Origin of the sequence: Methylobacterium sp. ME121, from assembly GCF_000974725.1 — a bacterium.
GTDB lineage: Bacteria > Pseudomonadota > Alphaproteobacteria > Rhizobiales > Beijerinckiaceae > Methylobacterium > Methylobacterium radiotolerans.
Genome location: NZ_BBUX01000075.1, coordinates 1 through 21,488, shown reverse-complemented (window position 1 = coordinate 21,488; position 21,488 = coordinate 1). Strand labels below are relative to the sequence as shown.

At 72.0% G+C, this 21,488-nt stretch carries 10 protein-coding genes; 5 read left to right on the top strand and 5 right to left on the bottom strand.

The window, feature by feature from the left end:
- Positions 1-130 precede the first annotated feature (130 nt).
- The 3 genes from ME121_RS27970 (at position 131) to ME121_RS27960 (ending at position 2,641) form a co-directional block, all read left to right on the top strand.
- Complete coding sequence (locus ME121_RS27970) at positions 131-511, top strand: hypothetical protein (protein ID WP_024830457.1); 381 nt, start codon at positions 131-133, stop codon at positions 509-511.
- Between the two features lie 29 nt (positions 512-540).
- A complete protein-coding gene (locus ME121_RS27965; protein ID WP_012318575.1) occupies positions 541-1,488 on the top strand; it encodes a ferredoxin reductase domain-containing protein in 948 nt (315 codons plus the stop codon).
- 88 nt (positions 1,489-1,576) lie between these two features.
- Positions 1,577-2,641 (top strand): SGNH/GDSL hydrolase family protein, encoded by a 1,065-nt coding sequence (locus ME121_RS27960; RefSeq protein ID WP_012318576.1) that lies wholly within the window; start codon positions 1,577-1,579, stop codon positions 2,639-2,641.
- An 84-nt stretch (positions 2,642-2,725) separates the two neighbouring features.
- Here ME121_RS27960 and ME121_RS27955 read toward each other — a convergent pair whose 3' ends face one another.
- Entirely contained in the window at positions 2,726-5,251 is a 2,526-nt protein-coding gene (locus tag ME121_RS27955; protein ID WP_059409987.1) for a glycogen/starch/alpha-glucan phosphorylase, read from the bottom strand.
- A 404-nt stretch (positions 5,252-5,655) separates the two neighbouring features.
- Between ME121_RS27955 and ME121_RS27950 the strand changes: the two genes are divergently transcribed.
- The gene (locus tag ME121_RS27950; protein ID WP_012318578.1) at positions 5,656-7,242 is read left to right on the top strand and encodes an alpha-amylase family glycosyl hydrolase; all 1,587 of its coding nucleotides are present in this window, start codon (positions 5,656-5,658) and stop codon (positions 7,240-7,242) included.
- 348 nt (positions 7,243-7,590) lie between these two features.
- Complete coding sequence (gene glgA / locus ME121_RS27945) at positions 7,591-9,129, top strand: glycogen synthase GlgA (RefSeq protein ID WP_053622499.1); 1,539 nt, start codon at positions 7,591-7,593, stop codon at positions 9,127-9,129.
- A gap of 172 nt (positions 9,130-9,301) precedes the next feature.
- Here glgA and glgB read toward each other — a convergent pair whose 3' ends face one another.
- The 4 genes from glgB to treY form a co-directional block, all read right to left on the bottom strand.
- Positions 9,302-11,584 carry a 1,4-alpha-glucan branching protein GlgB gene (gene glgB, locus ME121_RS27940; protein WP_012318580.1) on the bottom strand — a complete coding sequence of 761 codons (2,283 nt, stop codon included), beginning with the start codon at positions 11,582-11,584 and terminating at the stop codon, positions 9,302-9,304.
- Entirely contained in the window at positions 11,581-14,859 is a 3,279-nt protein-coding gene (gene treS / locus ME121_RS27935) for a maltose alpha-D-glucosyltransferase (RefSeq protein WP_012318581.1), read from the bottom strand. The genes glgB and treS overlap by 4 nt, the downstream gene beginning before the upstream one ends.
- 164 nt (positions 14,860-15,023) lie before the next feature.
- Positions 15,024-18,404: a maltotransferase domain-containing protein gene (locus ME121_RS27930; protein ID WP_053622486.1), complete on the bottom strand. Its 3,381-nt coding sequence runs from the start codon at positions 18,402-18,404 to the stop codon at positions 15,024-15,026.
- A 235-nt stretch (positions 18,405-18,639) separates the two neighbouring features.
- Positions 18,640-21,488: malto-oligosyltrehalose synthase (gene treY / locus ME121_RS27925; RefSeq protein ID WP_491892895.1), on the bottom strand; the 2,849-nt coding region annotated here is incomplete at its 5' end.

The window sequence follows — 21,488 nt, the reverse complement described above, 5'->3', positions numbered from 1 at the left end:
TGGCCCGAGGGCCGCCTCAGGGCTCCGACGCGGCGAAAGTCGCGGATCGGTTTAAGTCCGCCTTAACCATGTCCGATCAAGCTCCTGTTGATAGGCGGGCCCTTCAGCGCCCGCGATGGGGATGGGTCGGATGGCCGAGGCGGCACGGCGTTACCAGCAGGCAGGCGGCTCGGACCTCGTGCGCCGCCTGATGGCCCGGCCGGTCCGGCTGGAGCAGCAGGTCCGGACCCGGATGCCCCTCCGCGACCCGCGTCCCGTCGACGCGCGCGCCGAGGCGTATGCCGAGACGTTCGCCGACGACGCGGAGGCGCGGGACGAGGCCGACGAGATCGCCCGCCTCGAGGCCGAGCTGCAGGTGATGAAGGCGGTGCTCCGGGCCCAGCGGCAGGAGGTCGAGTCGCTGCGGGCGCAGCGCCAGCTCCTCACCGAATCGGCCCCGACCGACGATGTCCGCGCGACCCGCGAGCGCTGGGCGGCCCTGGTCGACTCGCTCCTGATCCGCGCCCGCTGATCCGTCACCAGGGCATGCGGGGGAGAGCCATGGGCGCGCGCTGCTCGCTCGTCGTCAACGGTCGGTCGGTCCGCGTCTCGACCGGCGACACGCCGCTGGAGGCGGCGCTGGCCGAGGGCATGATCGCGCCGCTGCAGGCGCAGCCCGGCAACCTGCTCGCCGGCCAGAATCTGGCCCAGGGCCTGGCCCAGGGCGGCGCCGCGCCGTCCGGCCGCCGGCACCCGGTCCGCCGGGCCCGGGCCGAGGCCCTGCGGCCGGCCCTCCCCGGCGCCCCGATCCAGGGCCAGGAGGAGGCGCCGCCGCCGCCCGTCGCCGTCCGCAAGGGGACGGTCACGGAGATCCGCCGGCTCAGCCCCGGCATCCTCGAGATCGTCGCGACCCTGACCCGGCGCCCGACCGGCGAGCCCGGCCACCAGGCGCTGGTGACCTTCGCGGGGCTGCCGACGCGGACGCTGTCCCCGACCCTGCGGGTCGACGGCACCACCGAGATCAACGACGCGGTGTTCCACGTCGCCCGCGATCCCGAGGGCGATCCCCTCGACGGGCTCCGCCTCGACCAGCCGGTGCGGCTCAAGGGACCCGTCGGCCGGGGACAGTACCGCCCCGGGGGCGGCCGGCTCGTGCTGGTGGCGGCCGGCGCCGGCTTCGGCGCGATCTGGGCGATCGCCCGGGCGGCCCGCTACGTCGAGCCCGCCCGCGAGATGGCCCTCGCCGTCGGCGCCCGCGACGCCCTGGACCTCTACATGCGCGAGAGCCTGGACTGGCTGCGCCGCACCGGCGTCGGCCGGATCGTGCTCTGCGCCGATCGCGGCCGCCATCGGCCGCCGGACGTGCGCTCCGGCCCGCTCAGCGCCCACCTGCCGAGCCTGCGCGCCACCGACGTGGTCCACGTGGCGGGCGACGTCTCGACGGTCGGCGCCGTGCAGGTGCTCGCCGCCTCGGTGGGCGCCCGCTGCTACCCGATCGTGGTCGACTGACCGCCGTCGCCTCGACGCGGCGGCGCCCGGCTGCTACCGGCGCCGGGCCGGCCGCACGGGGCCGATCCTGAGCCCGATCCGAGCCCCGATGGTCCGCGTCCTCTGCCTCGGCTACAGCGTCACGGAGCTGCCGGGCTACGTCGAGCGGGCCAACGCCCTGGCCGAGGCCGAGGGCCGCCCGGTCACGTTCCTCCGCAGCGGCTGGGGCGGCCATTCCCTGCCCTCCATCGCCGCCTTGATCGACGAGATCCTGGACGCGCTCCCCTGCGACCGCGTCCTCCTCGAGCTGTTCACCGGCAACGTCCGCTACTTCGACGGCGCGACGATGCGGGCCTATCTCGACGACATCCTCGCGGCGACCGCCCGGCGGGACCTGCCCGTCGCCTTCCTCAACCTCCACCAGGGCGGGGTCGACTACGCGGCCGAGCCCGTCGCCGGCCTGCTGGCGGAGTACCGCGCCCTCTACGGGATCCCCTATCTCGACATCGCCGCCCCGGTGGCGGCCGCGGGCGCGGGCGACATCACCTACCTGCTGAAGGACGCGACCCACGTCACGCCGGCGGGCGCCGACCTCTACGGCACCCTGGTCTACAGCTTCCTGCGCGCGCCGCCGCCGGGCCGGGCCTACATCGACCGGTTCCGGACCCTGCCGGGCCGGTTCGAGGCCCTGCCGCTGCGCGCCCTCCCCGGCCTGACCTGCGGGTTCGCCCTGCGCCGCAACGGCATCCCGCTGGACTTCCTGGAGATCCCGGAGGGCACGGGCGTCGCCGTTCCCCTCGGGTGCCCCCGCGACGTGATCGGGCTCCTCGTGACCTACGGGCCGCAGGCGGGCACGCTGACGGTCGCGGACCCGGCGACCGGGCGGGCACAGGCCCTCGTCGCCTACGACGCGTTCTCCTACTACACGCGCTCGATGTTCCGCAGCGTGACCTTCCCGGGCGCGCGCGCGCTGACGCTCGCGCAATCGGCGGAGCGCCCGGACATCGCCCTGCGCAAGGGCGCGCCGGATCCGGGCCCGCGGGTCGGGCGGGTGTCGCACGTCGTCTGCCGGCGCAGACTGGGCCTCGCCCCGCGCGCCGCCCGCCTGCTTCACCGGTTGCGGCGCGGCCTGCGCCGCGTCGGGCTGCGGGTCGGCCTCGTCCGCGGGGCCTGAGCGCCCGCGCCGGGCACCAGACAGGCCGCGGGGCGGGGATCGGTCCGATCCCCGCCCCGGCGGTTTGTCGGTCCGACCGGCGGTTCAGCCGAGCCGGACCCGCCAGATCTCCTCGGCGTACTCGCGCATCGCCCGGTCGGAGGAGAACCACGCCATGCGGGCGGTGTTGCGGATCGCCTTGGCCCACCAGCCGCGCGGGTCGCGCCACGCGGCGTCGATGGCGCGCTGCACCCGCCAGTAATCGTCGAAATCGGCGGTGAGCAGGTACTGGTCGCGCCGGCGCAGGTCGTCGGTGAGCGGCCGGAACCGGCCCGGCTCCTCCGGCGAGAACCGCCCCGCGGCGATCATGTCGAGCGCCGCCGCCAGCCGCGGCGAGGCCTGGATCGCCCGGGCCGCGTAGTCCGGCTCGGCCTGCCGGGCGCGGACGCCGTCGGCCTCCAGGCCGAAGATGAAGATGTTCTCCGCCCTGACATGGTCGCGGATCTCGATGTTGGCGCCGTCGAGGGTGCCCACCGTGATCGCGCCGTTGAGGGCGAACTTCATGTTGCCGGTACCCGAGGCCTCCATGCCGGCGGTGGAGATCTGCTCGGACAGGTCGGCGGCCGGGATGATCGATTCGGCGAGGCTCACCGAGTAGTTCGGCAGGAACACCACCTTCAGCCGGTCCGCGACCTCGGGATCGTCGTTCACCGCCTTGGCGACGTCGCAGGCGAGCTTGATGATCAGCTTGGCCTGGACGTAGCTCGGCGCCGCCTTGCCGGCGAAGATCTTCACCCGGGGCGTCCAGTCCCGGTGGGGCTCGGCCTTGATCGCCTGGTAGAGCGCGACCGTCTCGACCACGTTGAGGAGCTGGCGCTTGTACTCGTGGATGCGCTTGACCTGGACGTCGAACAGCGCGGCCGGATCGACGTCGATGCCGGTGCGCTCGGCGATGAGCGCCGCCAGGGCCTCCTTGCGCTCCCGACGCACGGCGGCGTAGCGCGCCACGAAGGCCGGATCCTCGGCGCGGGCCTCCAGGCCCCGGAGCAGCTCGGGATCGTCCAGCACGCCGGCGCCCACGGTCTCCACCGCGAGCCGGGTGAGGCCGGGATTGGCGTTGTGGAACCAGCGGCGAAAGGTGATGCCGTTGGTCTTGTTGACGATCTTGTCCGGGTCCAGCGCGTGCAGGTCGGAGAAGACCGTCGAGCGCATCAGGTCGGTGTGCAGGGCCGAGACGCCGTTGACCCGGCGCGCGCCGTGGAAGGCGAGGTGCCCCATCCGCACCCGCCGCCCGTGCGACTCGTCGATCAGCGAGATCGACGCGAGGTAGGCCGCATCCTGGCGGCCGTGCTTGGCCTGCTCCTCCAGGTGCATCCAGTTGATCAGGTAGATGATCTGCATGTGGCGCGGCAGCAGCCGCTCCATCAGCTCCACCGGCCAGGTCTCCAGCGCCTCGGGCAGGAGGGTGTGGTTCGTGTAGTGCAGCGTGTGCGTGGTGACGTGCCACGCGTCCTCCCAGGAGAGGCCGTGCCCGTCGAGCAGGACGCGCATCAGCTCCGGCACCGCGATCGCCGGGTGGGTGTCGTTGAGCTGGATCGCCGCGTGGTCCGGCAGGGACCGGACGTCGCCGCGCTCGGCCACGTGGCGGGCCACGAGATCCTGGATCGAGGCCGCGGTGAAGAAGTATTCCTGGCGCAGGCGCAGCTCCTGGCCCTCGGCCGAGGAATCGCTCGGATAGAGCACCCGCGAGATCGCCTCGGCGCGCATCCGCGCCGCCACCGCGCCGACGTGGTCGCCGCCGTTGAAGCGGGCGAGGTCCACCGGCTCGCCGGCCTCGGCCTTCCACAGGCGCAGGCCGTTGACGTGGCGGCCGCGCCAGCCGACCACCGGCACGTCGTGGGCCACCGCCCGCACGGTCTCGGCCGGCTGCCAGTGGCGCCGGATCACCCCCTCCTCCGGCGACGACAGCGTGACGCTGCCGCCGAAGCCGATCGAGTAGGTCGCCTCGGGCCGGGCGAATTCCCAGGGGTTGCCCTCGGCGAGCCAGGTCTCCGGCGCCTCGCGCTGCCAGCCGTCCTCGAAGGACTGGCGGAACAGGCCGTGGTCGTAGCGGATGCCGTAGCCCATGGCCGGGATGCCGATGCTGGCCATGCTCTCCATGAAGCAGGCGGCGAGCCGCCCGAGGCCGCCGTTGCCCAGAGCCGCGTCCGGCTCGGCCTCCTGCACGGCGTCGAGATCGATCCCGAGCTCCCGGAGCGCGCTGCGGGTCGTCTCGGTGAGGCCGAGATTGTTCAGCGCGTCCGACATCAGCCGGCCGATCAGGAATTCCAGCGACAGGTAGTAGACGCGCTTGTTCGGCACGCCGCGCTCCGAGGCCAGCGCGGCGGCCACGATCCGCTCGCGCAGGGCCAGCGCGGTCGCGGCGAACCAGTCGCGCGGGCGGGCGGTCTCGGGCGTGCGGCCCAGCGCGAAAGTGAGCTTGGCGCGGATCGCCTCGCGCAGGTCCACCACCGCGTCGCCGCTGCCGGACAGCACCGGGGCGGTCCAGGCGGCCGGGGCGGGCGCCTCGGCGGCGCGCTCGTCGCGCGCGACATCTTGTGGCACAGGCCGGGTCAGAACATCGTTCAACACGTGCGGGTCCCCCAAAGTCGTCGCCCCGGATTCTAGCGCCGGGGGTATCGTGGGCGGATTATCTCTTTTGATGGATTGCCGCCGCATGAACGGACGGGCGATCCGTGCCCCGAAGCGTCCGACGATGCGGTCGGCTTCCGGCGAAGTCGTGGCAGCGCCGCTCCGGCGGAGCGCACGGGCACGCCGGAGCAGATATGGCACGGCGGCGTGACATTCCAGACACAGCCGCGCGCCGTCGCCCTGCGTGAGGGGCATGCGCACAGGTTTTGCGGGCCGCAGCCATTCCCTCGGCGACGCTGCGCCGCGGCGTTCCGCGCGCGGCGCGCGCTCTGAGCGCATCCATCGCCGGTCGCCAGCGCGCGGGTCAGCGGTTAAGCGTGGGCCGCCGATGCGAGGGGCGCAGCATGACCGACACCGTCTGGTGGAAGCGCGGGACCGTCTATCAGGTCTACCCGCGGTCCTTTCAGGACACGAACGGCGACGGCGTCGGCGACCTGCCAGGCATCACGGCGCGGCTGGACTACCTCGCATGGCTGGGGGTCGACGCCGTGTGGATCTCGCCGGTCTACCCCTCGCCCATGGCGGATTTCGGCTACGACGTGGCGGATTACTGCGGGATCGACCCGCTGTTCGGCACGCTGGCCGATTTCGACGCCCTCGTGGCGGAGGCCCATCGGCGCCGGCTGAAGGTGATCCTCGACTTCGTGCCGAACCACTCCTCGATCGCCCATCCCTGGTTCGCCGAGAGCCGGTCGTCGCGCGCGAGCCCGAAGCGGGACTGGTACATCTGGCGCGACCCGGCGCCCGGCGGCGGCCCGCCCAACAACTGGCTGTCGAATTTCGGCGGCCCGGCCTGGACGCTGGATGAGGCCACCGGCCAGTACTACTACCACGCCTTCCTGGCCGAGCAGCCGGACCTGAACTGGCGCAACCCCGCCGTGCGGGCGGCCATGCACGACGTGCTCCGCTTCTGGCTGGAGCGCGGGGTCGACGGGTTCCGGGTCGACGTGATCTGGCACCTGATGAAGGACGCGGGTTTCCGCGACAACCCGGCCAATCCCGACTACGCGCCGGGCTCGCCCGAGATCAACCGTTTCACCCAGGTCTACTCCGCCGACCGGCCCGAGATCTTCGACGTGATCGCCGGGATGCGGGCGGTGCTGCGCCAGTACGGCGAGCGGGTACTGATCGGCGAGATCTACCTGCCGGTGGAGCGGCTCGTCGCCTATTACGGTCCGGACCTCACCGGCGCCGACCTGCCGTTCAATTTCCAGCTGATCCAGACGCCCTGGCGGGCCGACGCGGTGGCCGACCTCGTGGCGCAGTACGAGGCGGCCCTGCCCGAGGGCGGCTGGCCGAACTGGGTGCTGGGCAACCACGACCAGCCGCGCATCGCCGCCCGGGTCGGTCCGGCGCAGGCCCGCATCGCCGCGATGCTGCTGCTGACCCTGCGGGGCACGCCGACCCTCTATTACGGCGACGAGATCGGGCTCGGCCACGTGCCGATTCCTCCGGACCGCGCCCGGGATCCCTGGGAGCACAACGAGCCGGGACACGGCCGCGACCCGGAGCGCACGCCGATGCAGTGGGACGACAATCCCCAGGCGGGGTTCTCCACGGCCGAGCCCTGGCTGCCGCTGGCGGCGGATTGGGCAACCTGCAACGTCGAGAACCAGCGCTCGGACCCGGGCTCGATGCTCACGCTGCACCGGCGGCTGCTCGCCCTGCGCCGCGACCACGCGGCGCTCGCCGTGGGCGGCTACCGGGAGGTGCCGCTGGGGATCGCCGAGGTGTTCGCCTACGAGCGCTTCGCCGACGGGGCCGTCCTGCGGGTGCTCCTGAACTTCGGCGCGGCGTCGCAGGACCTGCCGCTGCCCGAGGGGGCCTGGACCGTGCTGCTCTCGACCCGCCCGGGGCGCGCGGGCGAGCCGGCCGGCCTGACCCTCGCGCTCGAGCCCGCCGAGGGGGTGATCCTGCGCCGCGCCGGGTGAGGCGAGCCGGCGCCCGGCCCCGGCGCGTCAGTCCGGGAACCGAACCGGGTGCCCGGCGCGCGCCGCCTGTCGGGCGGGGTCGCTCGGCCGAGCCCGCCGGGTGGGGCCCGGCGCCGTCGTCCCCGGCCGGAGCGCCGTATCCAGTGGCCGAAATCTGCCTCGGCGGCGCGATTTCTCGCTGCGATGCCACATAGGTAAGTGACGCTTAATCACCACGGTGGCCTATTTTGTGCGTCGCAACGGAACCGTCGCGGCGAAGGAGCATTGGCCGTGGTTGAGATCGTGACAGCCGTGCCTGCCCGGTCGACTGCCAGACCGGGGCATTCCGCCCGGCCAGGATCAATGCTGATGCTCGATGCGCGCCGTGGTGGTTCCTTCGCCGAGTGGTCGTCCGGCGAGGAGAACGGCGCCGGTCCCGTACCGGTTCCGGCCCGGCCGGCCTCGCTGCGCCGCCGCATCCTCTACGCGACGCCCGAGATGGCGGATTTCGTGAAGACCGGCGGCCTCGGGGAGGTCTCGGCCGCCCTGCCCCGGGCCCTGGTCCCGCACTACGACATCCGCGTCCTGATCCCGGGCTACCGGCAGGTCCGCGCCGCCTTCCCGGAGATCCCGGTCGTCGCCCGCCTCGAGGGATTCGCGGGCATCCCGGCCTGCGACCTCGGCCTGGTCGAGGCGGCCGACGGCCTGCGCATCTACGTCCTGCTCAGCCCCGACCTCTACGAGCGCGACGGCACGCCCTACGGCGACCAGCACGGCGACTTCGGCGACAACGACCTGCGATTCGCCCGCCTCAGCCTCGCGGCGGCGGACCTCGCCACGGGCGCCGATCCCGACTGGGCGGCCGACCTCCTGCACCTCAACGACTGGCAGGCGGCCCTGGCCCCGGCCTATCTCGCGTGGCGCGGCCGGCGGGTCCCGAGCGTGCTGACGATCCATAACCTCGCCTACCAGGGCCTGTTCCCCCGGGACGCCCTGCCCCGGCTCGGCGTGCCGGACGCGGCCTTCCAAGTCGACGGCGCGGAGTTCTACGGGCAGCTCTCCTTCCTCAAGGCCGGCATCTTCTACGCCTCGCAGGTCACCACGGTGAGCGAGACCTACGCCCGGGAGATCCAGACGCCCGAGCTGGGCTGCGGCCTCGACGGGCTCCTGCGCACCCGCGCCGGACAGGGCCGGCTCGCCGGCATCCTCAACGGCATCGACGAGACCTGGGATCCGACCACCGACCCGCACCTCGCCACGCGGTTCGAGATCGACGACTGGAAGGGCAAGCGCGCCAATGCCGAGGCGGTGCGCCGGCAGTTCGGCCTCGCGGTCTCCCGCGGGCCGCTCTTCGCGATCGTGTCGCGCCTCGTGCACCAGAAGGGCATCGACCTGAGCCTGCAGGCGGCCGAGACCATCGTGGCCGGGGGCGGCCAGCTGGTGGTGATCGGCCAGGGCGAGGGCCGGTTCGAGCAGGCGCTCCGGGGCTTGGCCAAGCGCCATCCCGACGCGGTCGGCGTGCATGTCGGCTTCGAGGAGGCGCAGGCCCGGCGGATGTTCGCCGGCAGCGATTTCCTGCTGATGCCCTCGCGCTTCGAGCCCTGCGGCCTCGCCCAGATGTACGCGCAGCGCTTCGGCTCCCTGCCGATCGTGCGGCGGACCGGGGGCCTCGCCGACACGGTCGAGGACGGCGTGACGGGCTTCACCTTCGGGGAGGCCTCGGCCGCGTCCTTCGGGGCGGCGGTCCGCCGGGCGCTGGAGGCCTTCGGCCAGAAGAAGCGCCTCAACGCCATGCGGCGGCGGGCCATGGCGGCCCGCTTCGGCTGGGATCAGGCCGCCGACAACTACGCGGGCCTGTACGGCCGCGCCATCGGCAACAGCGTGGGACTGCGCTGGCGGGCGGCGTAGGGTCGACGTAGGCTGCACATCGGGCCGGGATGGCGGAGCGCGACGCGCCCTGTCTCCCGCGCGGGAGAGGGGATCCGAGCCGCACCCTGCCGTGCCGCCGCGCCCGCACCCGCGCTCCGGCTTCGCCGCGCGTGGCCCGCGGGGGGCGCACCCAGCGGGCGGGACGAGGGGCTCACCCCTCCAGCAGGAAGATCATCGTCGCCAGCGGCGGCAGGGTCAGCGACAGGCTCTGCTTCTGGCCGTGGCTCGCCTGATCGTCGGTATGGCGCCCACCCTGGTTGCCCAGGTTGGAGCCACCGTAGACCCCGGCATCCGAGTTGAACGCCTCGCGGTAGAAGCCCGCCTGCGGCACGCCGATCCGGTAGCCCTCCCGCGGCACCGGCGTGAAGTTCGACACCACGATGGCGACCTCGCCGGACTGCGCGCCCTTGCGGGCCCAGGCGATGACGCTGTTGTCCTGGTCGTCGGCCACCAGCCACTGGAAGCCGGTGTGCTCGACGTCGCGGCTGTAGAGGGCCGGCGTCGACACGTAGAGCCGGTTCAGGTCGCGGATCACGCTCTGGACGCCCTTGTGCAGGGGATCCTCCAGCAGGTGCCAGTCCAGGCTGTTGTCGTGGTTCCACTCCCGCTCCTGGCCGAACTCGCCGCCCATGAACAGCAGCTTCTTGCCGGGATGCCCCCACATGAAGCCGTAATAGGCCCGGAGATTCGCGAATTTCTGCCAGCGGTCGCCCGGCATCTTGCCGAGCAGCGAGCCCTTCCCGTGCACGACCTCGTCGTGGGACAGCGGCAGGATGAAATTCTCCGAGAAGGCGTAGAGCAGCCCGAAGGTCAGGTTGTGGTGGTGGTAGCGGCGGTGGATCGGATCCTCCTGCATGAAATGCAGGGTGTCGTGCATCCAGCCCATGTTCCACTTGAAGCCGAAGCCCAGGCCGCCCGTGTAGGTCGGGTGCGAGACGCCCGGCCAGGAGGTCGATTCCTCCGCGACCGTGATCGTCCCCGGGGCGTGGCTGTAGGTCGCCTCGTTGGTCTTGCGCAGGAAGTCGATGGCGTCGAGGTTCTCGTTGCCGCCGTAGCGGTTCGGGATCCACTCGCCCTGGCGGCGCGAGTAGTCGAGGTAGAGCATCGACGCGACGGCGTCCACGCGCAGGCCGTCGAGGTGGTAGTGCTCCAGCCAGAACCGGGCGTTGGCGGCGAGGAACGTCGCGACCTCGGTGCGCCCGAAATTGTAGATGTAGGTGCCCCAGTCCTGGTGGAAGCCCTGGCGCGGGTCGGCGTGCTCGTAGAGGTGCGTGCCGTCGAACAGGCCGAGCCCGTGGGCGTCGAGGGGGAAGTGGCCCGGCACCCAGTCGAGCAGCACGCCGATGCCGGCCGCGTGGGCCGCGTCCACGAAGGCCGCGAAATCCTCGGGCGTGCCGAAGCGGCTCGTCGGCGCGAACAGCGAGACCGGCTGGTAGCCCCAGGACCCGTCGAACGGGAACTCGGTGATCGGCAGCATCTCGATATGGGTGAAGCCCAGATCCTTCACGTAGGGGATCAGCCGCTCGGCGAGCTCCCGGTAGGTCAGGTAGCGGTTCCCCTCCTCGGGCACCCGCGCCCAGGAGCCGAGATGGACCTCGTAGACCGAGATCGCCGCGTGGCGCGGGTCCTTGGCGCCGCGGGTGCTCATCCAGCCGGAATCGCGCCAGTCGAAGTCGCCCGACCCGTGGGTGACCGAGGCGGTCTCCGGCGGGTGCTGGGCCGCGAAGGCGACCGGGTCGGCCTTGAGGGGCACCAGGGACCCGTCGGGGCCGCGGATCTCGAACTTGTAGCGGACCCCGGCCTTGAGGCCCGGCACGAACAGCTCCCAGATGCCGCCGTCCTGCCAGAGGCGCATCGGGTGGCGCCGCCCGTCCCAGTCGTTGAAGTCGCCGACGACGCTGACCTTGCGGGCGTTGGGCGCCCAGACGGCGAAGCGGAAACCGTCGATGCCGTCGAGCTGACCCGACTGGGCGCCGAGCATCCGGTAGACGAGGTTGGTGCCGACCTCGCGGAGCGCCGCCACGTCGTACTGCTCGATCGAGGAGCCGAAGCCGTAGGGGTCGTAGCGGCGGCGCTTGGCGCCGTCCCAGGACTCGACCTCGATCTCGTAGAGCGGCCGGTGCTCGCCCTCGACCCGGGCGACCCAGAACCCGTCCGGATGGCGCTTCTCGAACGGCGCGGTGCGGCCGTCCATGACCAGGGTGGCGGCCCGCGCCTCGGGCAGCACGGCGCGCACCTCCCAGGCCCTGGGCCCGACGCGGTGGGGGCCGAGCACCGCGAAGGGGTCGCCGTGATTGGCCGCCATCAGCGCGGCGATCGCGTCCGGGTGGACGCTCGGCGGCTGCGCGGCGCCGGAGCCCGGGACATCCGCGGACCGCGCCGTCGCCCCCTCCGGGTCGACCCGCGTTGCGAAGGTCTCGTCGATCGCCGTCATTCAGATGCTCCGGGCTCGTGTCCGTCCGTGTCCAGAATGGTGAGAACCCCACGGGCGGGGATTTCGATCCAGTCCGGCCGGTTGTTGGCCTCGTAGTCGACCTCGTAGAGGGCCTTGGTCAGCAGGCAGAGGCGCAGCAGCCGGGCCCTGGAATCCGCGTCGGTCACCGCCGCCCGGGAGCCCTCGACCGCGGTCTCGTAGCCCGCCAGGAACGCCGCCTCGATCATGCCGCGCCACGCGGTCGCCGCGTCCCGCGCCCGCTCCTCGGAGTCGGCGAACCGCGCGGTGATCTCCCGGATCACCGTCTCGGCGCCGTACGCGAAGGAGCGCATCAGCCCGGCGACGTCCCGCAGGGGCATCGACTTGGCCCGGCGCTCGTCGGCCGGGCGCGAGGGCTCGCCCTCGAAGTCGACGATGATCAGGTCGTTCTCGGCGACCAGCACCTGGCCCAGGTGGTAGTCGCCGTGGATGCGGGTCTTGTGGGCGCCCCGGACCGGCGCGGCGGTGAGCGACCCGATCAGCGCCTCGACCTCGCCCCGGCGCCGGCCGAGCTCCGCGCAGGCCGGCTTGCCGGCGTCGAGGCCCCGGTCGGCGAGGCCCTTGAGCGCCCGGAAGGCGCGCTCGGCCTGGTGGCGGGCGTCGCGCGCCAGCACGGCGAGGTCGTCCCCGGTGAACGGCTCGGCCGCGAAGGCCGGGTCGTCGGTCTCGATGGCGAGCGCCGCGTGCAGCTCGGCGGTGCGCCGGCCCAGCAGGTCGGCCCAGGGCCGGTGGGCCTGGAACGCCTCCTCGGGGGTCGCGGCCTCGCTCTCCGGGGTCAGCACCACGGTCTCGAAGTCCCGGCGCAGGCCCTCCAGCATCAGGGTCCAGGCGTCGCCCTGGTTCATGACGAACTTCTGCAGGACCGCGAGGGCCGTGCGGGTGCCGTCCTCGGCGACATGCTCCAGGGTGCCGAGCAGGGCCGGGGTGTTGGAGAAGCCCGCCTGCTCGGTGAGGAAGCGCCCGACCTCGATCTCGGGGTGCAGGCCCGGCTGCAGGCGGCGCAGCAGCTTGAGCATCATCTTCGAGCCGATGGCGATCGAGGTGTTGCTCTGCTCGCCCGAGAGCCGGCGGATGTCGGCCACGTCGACCGTGACGTCCGGGTCGAAGGCCGAGGTGACGGCGAAGACGAGCCGCCCGGTCTCCGTGGGGATCTCGCGGGCCTGCCGCATGTCGTCGATCAGGCAGGCGGCGAAGTCGTTGGAGCCGGCCGCGCCGTAGAGCAGGCCGGTGCGCGGTCCCCGGCGCACCCGCGCCACCGCGAAGGGCATGAGGGTCTCGTCCTCGCGGCCCTCCTCGACGCCCACGGGCACGAAGTATTCCTGGGTCTCGCCGCTGGCGAGCTGCACCTGCAGCCGCGGCAGCAGGAAGCGCGCGCTGCCGTCGACGTCCTTCAGGGCGGCGCAGTCGACGACCTTCGTGGCCTTGATCCGCGAGCCCTTGGCGCCGAACCAGCGCCGGCTCGTCAGGAACGGCGGCACCACGGTGCGCTCGAAGGCGACGCGCTCGCGCCCGCTCATCAGGGTCTCGATCCCGCCGGTGAGCACCAGGGTGAACAGCTCCGGCGGCTCCTGCTGCGGGCCGACCACCCCGGAGCGCGCGGCGCTCAAGCTGAACCAGTAGAAGCCGTAGGACGGCAGGGTCAGCAGGTAGGGCAGGTCGCCGATCGGCGGGAACTCGGTGCCGCCGGTGAGCTCGATCGGCACCGCGGTGCGCAGTTCCGACAGGTCGAGCTGCACCGCCTGCGGCGCCCGCGACAGGTTCGCCACGCACAGGATCCGCTCGTCCTCGTGCTCGCGGATCCAGGCCAGGACCTTGCGGTTCGACGGGTACAGGAACTGGATCGTGCCGCGTCCCAGCGCGACGCTGTTGTTGCGGATCGCGATCATGCGCCGCGTCCAGTTCAGGAGGCTCGTCTGGGCCTGGGTCTGCGCCTCGACGTTGATGGCGTCGAAGCCGTAGATCGGGTCCTGGATCGCCGGCAGGAACAGCTTCTGCGGGTTCGCCCGGGAGAAGCCGCCGTTGCGGTCGGGGCTCCACTGCATCGGCGTGCGCACGCCGTCGCGGTCGCCGAGATAGATGTTGTCGCCCATGCCGACCTCGTCGCCGTAGTAGAGCACCGGCGTGCCGGGCATCGACAGGACGAGGGACTTCATCAATTCGATCTTGCGCCGGTCGTTCTCGAGGAGCGGCGCGAGGCGGCGGCGGATGCCGAGGTTGATCCGGGCCCGCCGCTCGGCGGCGTAGAACGACCAGAGATAGTCACGCTCCTCGGCCGTGACCATCTCGAGCGTCAGCTCGTCGTGGTTGCGCAGGAAGATGGCCCACTGGCAGCCCTCCGGGATCTCCGGGGTCTGGCGCATGATGTCGGTGATCGGGTGCCGGTCCTCCCGGGCGATCGCCATGTACATCCGCGGCATCAGCGGGAAGTGGAACGCCATGTGGCACTCGTCGCCGTCGCCGAAGTACTGGGCGGTCTCCTCCGGCCACTGGTTGGCCTCGGCGAGCAGCATCCGGTCCGGATACTCGGCGTCCAGCGCGGCGCGGATCTTCTTGATGACCTCGTGGGTCTCGGCGAGGTTCTCGCAGTTCGTGCCGTCGCGCTCGATCAGGTAGGGGATCGCGTCGAGCCGCAGCCCGTCGACGCCCATGTCGAGCCAGTAGCGCATCACCTCGATCACGGCCTCCAGCACGGCCGGGTTGTCGAAGTTCAGGTCCGGCTGGTGGCTGTAGAACCGGTGCCAGAAATACTGCTTGGCGACCGGGTCCCAGGTCCAGTTCGACGCCTCGGTGTCGAGGAAGATGATGCGTGTGTCCTTGTACGGCTCGTCGGTGTCCGACCAGACGTAGAAGTTGCGCTCCGGCGAGCCGGGCGGCGCCTCGCGGGCGGCCTGGAACCAGGGATGCTGGTCGCTGGTGTGGTTGATGACGAGCTCGGTGATGACCCGCAGGCCGCGCTCGTGCGCCGCCTCCACGAAGGCCTTGAAGTCCTCCATGGTCCCGTAGGACGGGTTGATGTCCCGGTAATCGGCGATGTCGTAGCCGTCGTCGCGCAGGGGCGAGGGGTAGAACGGCATCAGCCAGATCGCCGTGACGCCGAGGTCGCGCACGTAGTCGAGGCGCTGGGTCAGGCCCACGAAATCCCCGATCCCGTCGTTGTTCGAGTCGAAGAACGACTTGACGTGGATCTGGTAGATGATGGCGTCACGGTACCATTGCGGGTCGCTGCGATCGATCATCGCGTCGCTGCCTCATCGGTCGGATCGGACGGGACCGGCGCGGTGACCGGCCGGGGCGCGGGCGGGGGGCCGCCGCGCGGGTGCGGGGGGTGGCGACGGGCAGGCCCGCCGCCGGATTCAACGGCCATGGCCGCGTGCCGGAGGGTCGAGTGCCACGGGCGGCCTCAGCCCGCAACCCGCCGCGGCGCCCGGAGGCGCCAGATCACGCAGGATCGCTCGGCCGGATCGAGGGCGATGCGGTGGGTCTTGCCGCGCAGCTCGAACCGGTAGCCCTGCAGCAGGTCCTCGACCTCGACGGCGCCGTCATCGGGCAGACCGAACAGCCAGAGCGGCACCTCGTAGGTGCATTCCTGGCGGTTCTTCGGGTCGAGGTTGACCATGGTGAAGACGCAGTTGTCGCGCTCCGGCGTCGCCTTGGCGTAGGCGATGATGGCGTCGTTCCAGGCGCCCGTGAAGGTGACGTTGCGGAAGTCCCAGAGGGCGGGGTTCTCGCGCCGGATCCTGTTCAACTTGACGATGTGCTCGCGGATGTTGCCCGGCCGGTCGTAGTCCCAGGCCTTCAGCTCGTATTTCTCGGAGTTGAGATACTCCTCCTTGCCCGGGTACGGCGCCGCCTCGCACAGCTCGAAGCCGTTGTAGATGCCGTAGACCGACGAGAGGGTCGCGGCGAGCGTGCCGCGGATGACGAAGCCCGCGCGCCCGCTGGTCTGGAGGAAGTAGGGATTGATGTCGGGCGTGTTGGCGAAGAAGTTGGGGCGGTAGTACTCGCCCATCTCGCCGGCCAGCTCCAGGGCGTAGTCGGTGAGCTCCTGCTTGGTGTTGCGCCACGTGAAGTAGGTGTAGCTCTGCTGGTAGCCGGCCTTGGCGAGCTTCTTCATCATCTTCGGCCGGGTGAAGGCCTCGGCGAGGAAGATCGCGTCCGGGTAGCGGCCGTTGACCTCGCCGATCACCCATTCCCAGAACGGGATCGGCTTGGTGTGCGGGTTGTCGACCCGGAAGATGCGCACGCCCCGCGCGCACCAGCCGAGCAGGATGTCGCGCAGCTCGATCCAGAGCGAGGGCAGGGCGCCCCCGTAGAAGTGGACGTTCGAGATGTCCTCGTACTTCTTCGGCGGGTTCTCGGCGAATTTCAGCGTGCCGTCGGGGCGCCACTCGAACCATTCCGGGTGGTTCTTGATCCAGGGATGGTCGGGCGAGCACTGGATCGCGAAGTCGAGGGCGATCTCCATCCCGTAGGCGTGGCTCGCCGCGACCAGCCGCTCGAAATCCGCGAGCGTGCCCAGCTCGGGATGCACGGCCTCGTGGCCGCCCTCCTCCGCGCCCACCGCGTAGACCGAACCGACGTCGCCGGGCTCGGCCTTGAGGGTGTTGTTCTTCCCCTTGCGGTTGGTGCGGCCCACGGGGTGGATCGGCGTGAAATAGAGGACGTCGAAGCCGAGTTCGCGGATCTCGGGCAGGCGCCGGATGACGTCGTCGAAGGTGCCGTGGCGGTTGACGTCCATCGATTGCGAGCGCGGGAAGATCTCGTACCAGGCGGAGAACCGGGCCGCGAGGCGGTCGGCGATCACCGGCAGGGTCACGGGATAGCGGGTCAGGTTCACCCGCTCGGCGTTGCGGCGCACGAGGCTCGACGCGTCGGGCTGGAGGATCCGGTCGAGCTGGGCGGCCGAGCCGGTCTCCTCGGCGGCGAGCGCGGCGACGAGCGCGGCGAGCCGGTCGGCGTCGCGGCCGCCCCGGGTCCGGGCCAGCGAGGCGGCGGTCCCGACCAGCGCCACGCCCTCGATCGTCTCCAGGCGGACATCGACGCCGGCGGCGCGCTTCTTGAGGGTGTCGCGCATCCAGGACGAGAAGGCGTCGCGCCACGCGATCAGGGTGAACTCGTAGCGGGCGTTCCGCTCCAGGGGGAATTGCCCGGCCCAGCGGTCGTTGTCGACGAAGACCATCGGGTCCTCGCGCCACGCGTCGCTGCCGGCGACCCGCGACAGGATCGCGGCGTCGATGATCTCGTGGCCGTCGGAGAAGATGTCGGCCTCGACCCGCAGGGACTCGCCGACGATCCGCTTCACCGGCGAGCGGCCGCCGTCGATCTCAGGCGCCACGGCCTCGATCACCACCCGCCCCTCCCCGTCCGGCGCCCCGCGCTCGGGGAACCGGGCGACTTCCTGGGCGGTGGCCGCGAGGATGCGCAGCTCGCCCGGCATCAGGTCGATGGCGCTGCCGGGATGGAACGCGATCGGCTCGGCCTCCGGGGTCCGGTCGACGAAGGCGCCCAGCATCCCGCCGGTGCGGGCGATGAGCGCGCCGGCCTCGACCGGCACCGGCCTGTCGGTCGGGTTGTAGAGCACGATCAGCCCGTGCCGCGCCGAGGCCGGGTGCCCGGTGTCGAAGCGGGCGAGCGCCACCAGATCGCTGTCGGGGGACGAGATGCGGATCTGCGCGCCCTCGACATTGGCGGCCGGCAGCTCCGCCCGCAGGGCGTTGATGGCCCGGATGGACGCGGAGATGTCGATGCCGGTCTCGTTCTCGCGGTCGCCCGGGGTGGTCTCGACCACGTGCAGCGCCCGGCGGTAGCCCCACTCGTAGCCGATCGGCATCAGCACGCCCGCCGAGAAGAAGGCGGCGAGCGCGTAGCGGGTGCGCAGATGCGCCGCCACCGCGTCCGGGCCGCCGTCGATCTCGGCGGCGAGCCGCTTCATGTCGTGGTTCTCGGGGAAGGCGATGGAGGGGGCCAGCACCCGCAGGCGCTCGTACTGCTCGAGCGCCCAGGGCTTCCTCAGGTCCCACCACGCGAAGGAGTTGAACAGGTAGTCGAAGCCGGCGCCGGCCGTGGCCCGGGCCTCCTCGAAGGTGCAGCCGAGGGTCTCGGCGGCGAACAGGCAGGCGGGATCTCGGCTCTTGGCCTGCCCGATCAGGACGCGCCACGTCTCCGGCGGCACCTTGTAGGCGGCGTCGCACCGGAAGCCCTTCGCGCCGAGGCTCTGGAGATGCGCCACGTAGGCGCCCCAGATCCGGGTCAGCTCGTCCCGGGCGGAGGGGGTGTGGTAGTCGAGCTCGGCGAGGTCGCCCCAGACGGTGCGGATCGACGGGTCGTCCGGATCGACGGCGGCCGGGTGCATGATCGAGCCGTCGGGCTCCTTCATGAACAGGTCGGGCCGCTCGGTGGCGAGCCGCGCGTTGTCGGCGGTGTGGTTGATCACGAGGTCGGTCATCACCGACAGGCCCAGCGCCTCGGCGGCGGTGCAGAAGCGGCGGATCTGCTCGTCGTCGGGCGTGCCGTCAGGATCGCGGAAACGCTCGTCGAGGCGGTCCGGGTCGGCCACCGCGTAGAGGCTCCGGGAGCCGCCGGTCTGGTGGAACGGGTTGAGGTAGACCCAGTCGAAGCCGAGCGCGGCGATCCGCGGCAGCTCGGCGGTCCAGTCCGAGACGCGCCCGACCAGGAGCGGGAACAGGTTGTAGATCCGCGGCCCCTCGGCCCGGGGCGCCAGCGCGGCCGGCAGGACGGCCTCGGCCCCGGACGTCGCAGCGGCTTTGGTCGGTGCGTTCATGCTGCCTCTCGGCTCCCGTTCCCAGTGTCGTAACGCCCGAACCGCGCGGGCGTGCCTCGCGATCCGGTCCGACGTGTCTCAGCAGACGCGCGTGACAAGGCCGCGGCGGCGGCATCGAATGAACTGCCCGGATCGCCCCCGTCTCTGCGAGCGCAGCGCAGAGATCCAGCAGCGCCACGTCCGCGAACGTCGCGCTGCCCTGGGTCGCGTCGCTGCGCGCGCGACGACGGCGCGGTCACGGTTCCCGCCGCAGCACCGCGTAGGGCAGGTCGCGCAGGAGGATCCCGAGATCGGCCCCCTCCCCCTCGACCACCCGTCCCGAGGCGAGGTCCCGCCAGCGGCTGCCGGCCCCGAGATCGACCCGGGTGCCCGCGAAGGCCTCGCCCGACCAGACGGCCTCCCCGACGGAGCCCGCCACCAGCCGCGGCACCGCCACGAACAGGTCGCCGCCTTCCTGGACGGGATCGGTCCGCCGGTAGGCGATGACGTGGTCGGCCCGTGCGCCGGTCGCCGCGACGGGCTCGTAGGCGGCGCTCGCGTAGAAGTCCGGGCGCTCGGCCCGCTCGGCGAGCAGCCGCGTCAGCGTCGCCTGCTTGACCCGCCCGTCCGGCCAGTGGCCCAGCAGCTCGGCGGGCGCCCCACCCTCTTCCAGCATCCGCTCCAGGGCCGGGTAGTCCACCGGGCGGCGGTTGTCGGGATCGACGAAGGAGAAGTCCCAGATCTCCGTGCCCTGGTAGGTGTCGGGCAGGCCCGGCAGGGTGCATTTCAGGACCGTCCGGCCGAGGCTCGCCAGCATGCCGAGATGGGCGAGCCGCCGCGCGAAGGGCCGGAGTTCGCGCAGGAAGTCCGAGCCCGGGGCGATCAGCGCCGTGAACAGCTTCCGGACCGCGCCCTCGTAGACCTCGTCGACGTTGACCCAGCTCGACCGGCGCTTGCCCTCGCGCATGGCCTTCTCGCCGTAGGCGATCAGCCGGTCGCGGAAGTCCTCGATCGCCCCGGCCTCGTCCCGCTCCAGAAGCTCCAGGGGCCAGGCGCCCAGGATTCCTTGAAAGAACATCCACTGGTCGTTGGCGTCGGGGGCCGGCTCGCCGTCGATCCGGGCGAGGTGCGGGCCGGCGACCCGCTGCCACAGGTCCCAGGCCTTGGCCCATTCCTCGGGGATCTCCGAGAGGGCGAGGAGCCGCGTGCGGGCATCCTCGCCGCGCTTGGTGTCGTGGGTCGCCGTGGTGATCATGGCGCTCGGCCAGTCCCGGGCGCGGGCGATCTGCAGGTCGTGGAAGTGCTCCGCGTCGATCCCGTACTCGCCCGGGTCGCCGCCGACCTCGTTGAGGCCGAGGAGACAGGCGTAGCGGTAGAACAGCGTGTCCTCCAGGCTCTTGGCCATGACCGGGCCGGTGAGCTGCTGGAACCGGCGGCGGAAGCGCAGGACCACCCGCGGGTCGGGCCGGCCCGGGCCCGCCGTCTCGACCCGCCCGAGCAGGACGTCGGCGGCGAAGTCGTGGACCGAGCGGTCGGGCAGGCTCGACCAGCGCTTGGCCTTCGCGACGGCGCCCTCGATCAGGCGCACGTCCTCGGGCTCGACCTCGCCCTCCTCCAGATCCGGCGGCAGGTAGCTCCGGTAGGTCGGGAAGCGCGCGATGATCTCGATTAGCGCCCGGCGCAGGGCGTTGACGGTGAAGTCGCGGGTGCGCCGGTCGGCGTCGGCGACCTCCTTGAGGTCGGTGGTCAGCACCTCCAGCTCGCTGGCGAAGCTGATCTCGAGGATCTCGGCCTTGGCGGCGCGGAGCTGGAAGCCGTAGGGCTCGTCGAAGCCCGTGGCCCAGGTGTAGAGCCGCTCGATCTTCGCGCGCTTTCCCTTGTCGACCAGGATCCCGTCGAGCTGGTTGAGCACGTCGTAGCCCGTGGTCCCGGCCACCGGCCAGGGCCGCAGCCGCTCCCCCGGCTCCAGGATCTTCTCCACCACCACGTAGAAGCCGGGGCCGACCGCCGCCTGCAGCGCCCGCGCGTAGCCCAGCGGGTCGGCGAGGCCGTCGATGTGGTCGATGCGCAGCCCGTCGATCCGGCCCTCGCGGACGTGCCGGAACACGGTCTCGTGGGAGCGGTGGAAGATGTCGGACAGCTCGACCCGCAGGCCGGCGAGCGAGTTCACGTCGAAGAAGCGGCGGTAGTTGATGTCGCTCGAGGCCACCCGCCAGTGGGCGAGCCGGTAGGCCTGGGCCTCCAAGAGCCGGTGCAGCGGCCCGAAGCTGTCCGGGCGGCCCTTGAAGCCGTTGAGCAGCGCCAGGGTGCTGGCGGTGGCCTCCTGGATCAGCGGCGACACGCCGTAGATCTCGGCGAGCCGGCGCTTCAGGCCCTCGGCCTCCTCGGGGAAGGTCTTGCGGCGGGTCTCGTCGGTGTCGATCGCCATGGCCCGCAGCCGCTCGGAGATGGCGAGCAGCTCCGCGGTGGTGTCGTCGTCCACGGCCCCGATGGCGGCGATCACCCGGTTGAGGATGGTCGGGTAGCTCAAGGGGCGGATCGGCAGCTGGTGCTCGTAGTGCCAGACGCTGAAGGCGCCCTTGTCGGGGTCGAACCTCAGCTCCAGCGTACCCTTCTCCAGGGCCTCGCCGTAGCGATCGCCGAGGAACGGGATCACGAGGTTGCGCCCGGCGCCGAGCCGCTGCCAGTCGATGTCGAAGGCGTCGGCGAAGGGCGACAGGGAGCCCCACTCGAGCACCGACAGCCACCACGGATTGTCGGACCCGCCGACGCCCATGTGGTTCGGGACGATGTCGAGCAGCAGCTTCATCCCGTGGGCGTGCAGCGTCTCGGAGAGCGCGATGAAGCCCTCCTCGCCGCCGAGTTCCGGGTTGATCGCGCCGTGGTCGACGATGTCGTAGCCGTGGGTCGAGCCGGGCCGCGCCTTCTGGAGCGGCGAGGCGTAGACGTGGCTGATCCCGAGCCGGTGCAGGTACGGGATGATCTTCCCCGCATCCGCGAAGGTGAAGTCCTTGTGGAACTGCAGCCGGTAGGTCGCGCGCGGCGGCGGCGCGGCGAGCCGCGCGGCGCCCGAGCGCGGGCCCCGCGCCTCGGCCGAGAGGGCGG

Bases quoted from the DNA above. Each gene is read 5' to 3' on its own strand.
- ME121_RS27970 (WP_024830457.1), top strand. From the start codon at position 131: ATGGCCGAGGCGGCACGGCGTTACCAGCAGGCAGGCGGCTCGGACCTC.
- ME121_RS27965 (WP_012318575.1), top strand. From the start codon at position 541: ATGGGCGCGCGCTGCTCGCTCGTCGTCAACGGTCGGTCGGTCCGCGTC.
- ME121_RS27960 (WP_012318576.1), top strand. From the start codon at position 1,577: ATGGTCCGCGTCCTCTGCCTCGGCTACAGCGTCACGGAGCTGCCGGGC.
- ME121_RS27950 (WP_012318578.1), top strand. From the start codon at position 5,656: ATGACCGACACCGTCTGGTGGAAGCGCGGGACCGTCTATCAGGTCTAC.
- glgA (WP_053622499.1), top strand. From the start codon at position 7,591: ATGCTCGATGCGCGCCGTGGTGGTTCCTTCGCCGAGTGGTCGTCCGGC.
- glgB (WP_012318580.1), bottom strand. From the start codon at position 11,584: ATGACGGCGATCGACGAGACCTTCGCAACGCGGGTCGACCCGGAGGGG.
- treS (WP_012318581.1), bottom strand. From the start codon at position 14,859: ATGATCGATCGCAGCGACCCGCAATGGTACCGTGACGCCATCATCTAC.
- ME121_RS27930 (WP_053622486.1), bottom strand. From the start codon at position 18,404: ATGAACGCACCGACCAAAGCCGCTGCGACGTCCGGGGCCGAGGCCGTC.